Source organism: Actinoallomurus acaciae, assembly GCF_042429965.1.
Taxonomy (GTDB): domain Bacteria; phylum Actinomycetota; class Actinomycetes; order Streptosporangiales; family Streptosporangiaceae; genus Actinoallomurus; species Actinoallomurus acaciae.
Genome location: NZ_JBHLZP010000604.1, coordinates 1 through 4,548 on the forward strand (window position 1 = coordinate 1; position 4,548 = coordinate 4,548).

7 protein-coding genes are annotated in these 4,548 nt (G+C 70.9%); 1 reads left to right on the forward strand and 6 read right to left on the reverse strand.

Translation table 11 applies throughout. The features are described from left to right. From ACFFNX_RS43060 to ACFFNX_RS43085, 6 genes are all read right to left on the reverse strand, one after another. Positions 1-294: class I SAM-dependent methyltransferase (locus ACFFNX_RS43060; RefSeq protein ID WP_378212026.1), on the reverse strand; the 294-nt coding region annotated here is incomplete at its 3' end. A 168-nt stretch (positions 295-462) separates the two neighbouring features. Beyond that, positions 463-882 carry a transcription antitermination factor NusB gene (gene nusB, locus ACFFNX_RS43065; protein WP_378212032.1) on the reverse strand — a complete coding sequence of 140 codons (420 nt, stop codon included), beginning with the start codon at positions 880-882 and terminating at the stop codon, positions 463-465. Then, positions 882-1,439, reverse strand: coding sequence for an elongation factor P (efp, locus tag ACFFNX_RS43070; protein WP_378212027.1), 558 nt, complete (start codon positions 1,437-1,439; stop codon positions 882-884). Before efp ends, nusB begins: the two co-directional genes overlap by 1 nt. A 35-nt stretch (positions 1,440-1,474) precedes the next feature. Then, complete coding sequence (locus ACFFNX_RS43075) at positions 1,475-2,542, reverse strand: M24 family metallopeptidase (RefSeq protein WP_378212028.1); 1,068 nt, start codon at positions 2,540-2,542, stop codon at positions 1,475-1,477. A 52-nt stretch (positions 2,543-2,594) separates the two neighbouring features. Further along, the gene (locus ACFFNX_RS43080) at positions 2,595-3,641 is read right to left on the reverse strand and encodes an LLM class F420-dependent oxidoreductase (RefSeq protein ID WP_378212029.1); all 1,047 of its coding nucleotides are present in this window, start codon (positions 3,639-3,641) and stop codon (positions 2,595-2,597) included. A 58-nt stretch (positions 3,642-3,699) separates the two neighbouring features. Beyond that, positions 3,700-4,122 carry a PaaI family thioesterase gene (locus ACFFNX_RS43085; RefSeq protein ID WP_378212030.1) on the reverse strand — a complete coding sequence of 141 codons (423 nt, stop codon included), beginning with the start codon at positions 4,120-4,122 and terminating at the stop codon, positions 3,700-3,702. Positions 4,123-4,223: 101 nt separating this feature from the next. Here ACFFNX_RS43085 and ACFFNX_RS43090 point away from each other — a divergent pair. Further along, positions 4,224-4,548: TetR/AcrR family transcriptional regulator (locus ACFFNX_RS43090; RefSeq protein WP_378212031.1), on the forward strand; the 325-nt coding region annotated here is incomplete at its 3' end.

A 4,548-nucleotide genomic window follows, 5' to 3' on the forward strand; every position in this document is an offset into this window, starting at 1 on the left:
GACGGAACCGGCCTCCTCCAGCAGCCCGTCGGCGTCGCCCTGCAGCGCACGGACCCGCACGGCCGCCTCGGCGGCGCGGCGCTCCAGCCCGGCCAGGGCGTCGGGGCTGGAGTCGACGACGGTGACGTGATGACCCAGCTCGGCGAGCGGCACGGCCAGCCCGCCGGTGCCTCCCCCGGCGTCGAGGACGTCGAGGACGGCCCGGCCGGACGCCTTGGCGCTCTCGTCGAGGACCTCGCGCAGGATCTCCCACACGACGCCGCGCGCCGGGCGCGTACGCGAACGCTCGGTCACCGTGCCTCCCCCCACGCCGGACGGCATGGACGGGCCTCGTATCGCCGGCGGACGACGGATCCGTGCCTCTTTCGCCTCACAGCGCCCAGCTTAGAGCCCATGCGGATGAGGCGCGCGTCGCATGGTGACGCAGTCTCATCCGTCTCATCCGTACGGGCCCGTTGACGGCTACAACGACAGGGAGGGCTTGAGTTCGAGCAGGCGTGACAGCAGGCCGTTGACGAAGCGCGGCGACTCGTCGGTGGACAGCTCGGTGGCCAGGGACACCGCCTCGCTGATCGCCACGCCGTCGGGCACCTCGTCGTTCCAGAGCAGTTCGAAGGCGCCCAGCCGCAGGATGTTGCGGTCGACGATCGGCATGCGGTCGAGGGTCCAGCCGACGGAGTACGTCGCGATCAGCTCGTCGATGCGCTCGCGATGCTCGGCCACACCCTCGATCAGCCGGCCGAGGAACGCCTGTTCGGCGAGCGGCTGGCTGGCGTCCGCGGCGCGCCGGGCGAGCACCTCGGCCGGCGGGTCGCCGCGGACCTCGGCCTCGTACAGGACCTCCAGGGCCCGCCTGCGTGCCTTGCTGCGTGCGGCCACGATCAGCCGCGGCCCAGGTAGTCGCCCGACCGGGTGTCGACCTTGATCTTCTCGCCGGTCGTGATGAACAGCGGGACCTGGATCACCGCGCCGGTCTCGACCGTGGCGGGCTTGGTGCCGCCGGTCGAGCGGTCGCCCTGCAGGCCCGGCTCGGTCTCGGTCACCTCGAGGACGACCGCGGCGGGCAGTTCGATGTAGAGCGGCGTGTCGTCGTTGAACGCGATCACGGCGTTCTGCTCGGGCAGCAGGTAGTCGGCCGCGTCGCCCACGGTGGCGCCGGGGATGTGCGGCTGGTCGTAGGTCTCGGTGTCCATGAAGATGAAGTCCTCGCCCTCGCGGTAGAGGTACTGCATCTCCCGCTTGTCGACGTTGGCCACGTCGACCTTGGTCCCGGCGTTGAAGGTCTTGTCGACGACCTTCCCGGACAGGACGTTCTTGAGCTTGGTGCGGACGAACGCGCCGCCCTTGCCTGGCTTGACGTGCTGGAACTCCTGGACGGTCCACAGCTGGCCGTCGAGGTTCAGCGTCATGCCGTTCTTGAGGTCGTTCGTCGTCGCCACGTGCGATGTTCTCCTGCGTCGGCGGCCTGCCGCGTCTAGATGACGAGCAGTTCCTTGGTCGTCTTGGTGAGCAGCTCCACGCCGTCCGTACGGACGACCAGAGTGTCCTCGATGCGGACTCCGCCGCGCCCCGCGAGATAGACGCCGGGCTCGACGGTGATCGGAACTCGATCCGTCAGTTTACCGGTCTTGTCGTACCCGAGGAGCGGTGCCTCGTGGATCTCCAGGCCGACGCCGTGCCCGAGGCCGTGCGGGAAGTCGTCGGCGTGCCCGGCGGCGTCGATGACGTCGCGCGCCGCGGCGTCGACGTCCTTGGTGGCGGCCTCCGGGACGGCGGCCTCGACGCCCGCGCGTTGCGCGGCCGCGACCAGGTCGTAGATCTCCCGCAGGGCGCCCACGACGGGTCCGACGGCGACGGTGCGCGTCATGTCGGCGTGGTAGCCGCCGTACAGGGCGCCGAAGTCCATCGTGACGAAGTCGCCGGACTCGATCACGCGGGCGCTGGGCACGTGGTGCGGGATCGCGCCGTTCGGCCCGCTCGCCACGATCGAGGCGAACGCGGGCCGCTCCGCGCCGAGGTCGGCCATCGACCGCTCCAGGGCGACGGCGATCTCCCGCTCGGTACGGCCGGGCCGGATGAGGGGCAGCACCGCGTCGAACGCGCGGTCGGTGATCGCGCAGGCCTCGCGCAGCAGCGCGATCTCCTCTTCGTCCTTGACGTGGCGCAGCTCCTCGACGGCGTGGCCGAGCGGAACCAGCTCGACGCCCTCGAGTTTCCCGGCGAGCGTGCGGTGATCCTCCACGGTCACGTCGTGCGCCTCGAAGGCGAGCCGCCCGGACGCGCGTGAGCCGAGCGCGCCGGCGGTGTCGCGATCGATGACGCACTCGAGCTCCGGGCACACGCGCGCCGCGGTACCCGCGTAGCGCCCGTCGGTGCCGAGCACCGCGGTGCCGTCGGCGCCCACGAGGAGAGCGGCGTTGGAGCTGGCCAGCCCGGACAGATAACGGACGTTGACCAGCCGGGTGACCAGGGCGAACTCGGCTCCCTGGTCGGCCACGAGCGCGGCGAGGCGCGCGCGGCGTGTCTCATGGATCCCGGGCATGTCCCGACTGTACGCGCCGCCGCGCGCGGGGGCACACCGGGCGCGGCGCCCCTCAGACGGAGGCCGCCAGGTCGCGCACCTTCTCGATCAGCTTGACGCGGTCCGCGTGGTCGCCCGCGATCGGCGTGACGTTGAGCGTCGTGACACCTGACTCCTTCAGCGCCGCGAGCCGGTCGCGCACGAAGCCCTCGGTGCCGATCAGCGAGGTCTTCTCCAGCAGCTCGTACGGGACCTTCTCGGCGGCCTCCTGCTTCTTGCCGTCGAGGTAGAGGTCCTGGATCTCCTCGGCCTCCCGCTCGTAGCCGTAGCGGCAGGCGAGGTCGTTGTAGAAGTTGCGGCCCTTGGCGCCCATGCCGCCGATGTAGAGGGCGGCCATCGGGCGGCCGAAGTCGAGGTAGCCCGCGACGTCGTCGCCGATCGCCAGGGGGGCCTGTGCGACGACGTCCAGCTCACCGAGCGCGGGGTCGCGCTTGGCCTTGCCCTTGGCCAGGGCCTCGCCCCACACCCTGTCCGCCTTCTCCGGCACGTAGAAGATCGGCTCCCAGCCCTCGGCCAGCTCGGCGGTCATCTCGACGTTCTTGGGACCGAGCGACGCGATGATGATCGGGATGCGCTCGCGCACGGGGTGGTTGATCAGCTTGAGCGGCTTGCCGAGGCCGGTGCCCTCCTCGGCGGGGAGCGGCAGCTTGTAGTACTTGCCGTCGTAGGACAGGCGCTCGCGGCGCCACACCGCGCGGCAGATCTCGATGATCTCCCGGGTACGGCCGACGGGCGCGTGGTACGGCACGCCGTGCCAGCCCTCGATGACCTGCGGGCCCGACGCGCCGATGCCGAGCACGAACCGGCCGTCGGAGACGTAGTCCAGGCCGGCGGCGGTCATCGCGGTCAGGGTCGGCGTGCGCGAGTAGATCTGGAGGATGCCCGAGGCGATCTGCAGCCGCTCCGTGCGCGCGGCGATGAAGCCGAGCTGGCTCACGGCGTCGTAGCTGTAGGCCTCCGGCACGAACACGATGTCGAGTCCGGCCTTCTCGTAGTCGGCGAGCTCATCGACGGTCTCCCTGAAGCCCCCCGCGTAGTTGAGGGACATCCCGATACGCATGCCGCGGCACCTCTCTGCTGTTCGCCGGAAAACCGAATCCCGTTCAGTAATAGCGTAGTCACGCCGGTCTGAACACCATGCAGGTGCTCGTGCCGTGGGCGACGAGGCGGCCCTCCTCGTCCGTGACGCGTCCCTCGGTCGTGGCGATCCGGCCGCCCAGGTGGATCGTGGTGCCCTCGCAGCGGAGCCGGACGCCGTCGAGGCGTACGGGACGCACGAAGTTCACCTTCAGCTCCAGCGTCGTGTAGCCGGCGCCCTCCGGCAGCGAGGCGTGCACGGCGCAGCCCATCGCCGAGTCGAGCAGGGTGCTGCACACGCCGCCGTGCAGTGTGCCCAGCGGGTTGCCGAAGTCGGGCCGGGTCCGCAGCGCGAACACCACCCGCCCGGGTTCGAGCGTCTCGACCGTCATGTCGAGCAACGAGCCGATGCCCGTCATCCGTCCGTCCAGCAAGGTCCTCAGCTGATCGAGTCCGGCGGTCACGGCACCCTCCCTGTATGACGCTCGGCATGGTCAGGCTCTTCTATGATGAGCGTCATAGTCAAGGTGGTGAACGTCATATGGCCTCCGGCTCACGAGAGCGGATGGTGCGCAGCGCGGCCTACCTGCTGCGCGAACGCGGCTACAGCGGCACGGCGTTCAGCGACGTCATCGCGCACAGCGGGGCGCCGCGCGGCTCGATCTACCACCACTTCCCCGGCGGCAAGGAGCAGCTCGCCGAGGAGGCCGTACGGTACGCGGGCGGCTTCGTGGCGGCCGGCGTGCGCGCCGCCACCCGCGACGACGACCCGGTGGCGGCGGTCCGGGCGTTCCTCGGCTGGTGGCGCCGTGTGCTGGTGGACAGCGGCTTCCGCGCGGGCTGCCCGATCGTGGCGGTGATCAGCGAGTCGCGGCTCGCCGACGCCGCGG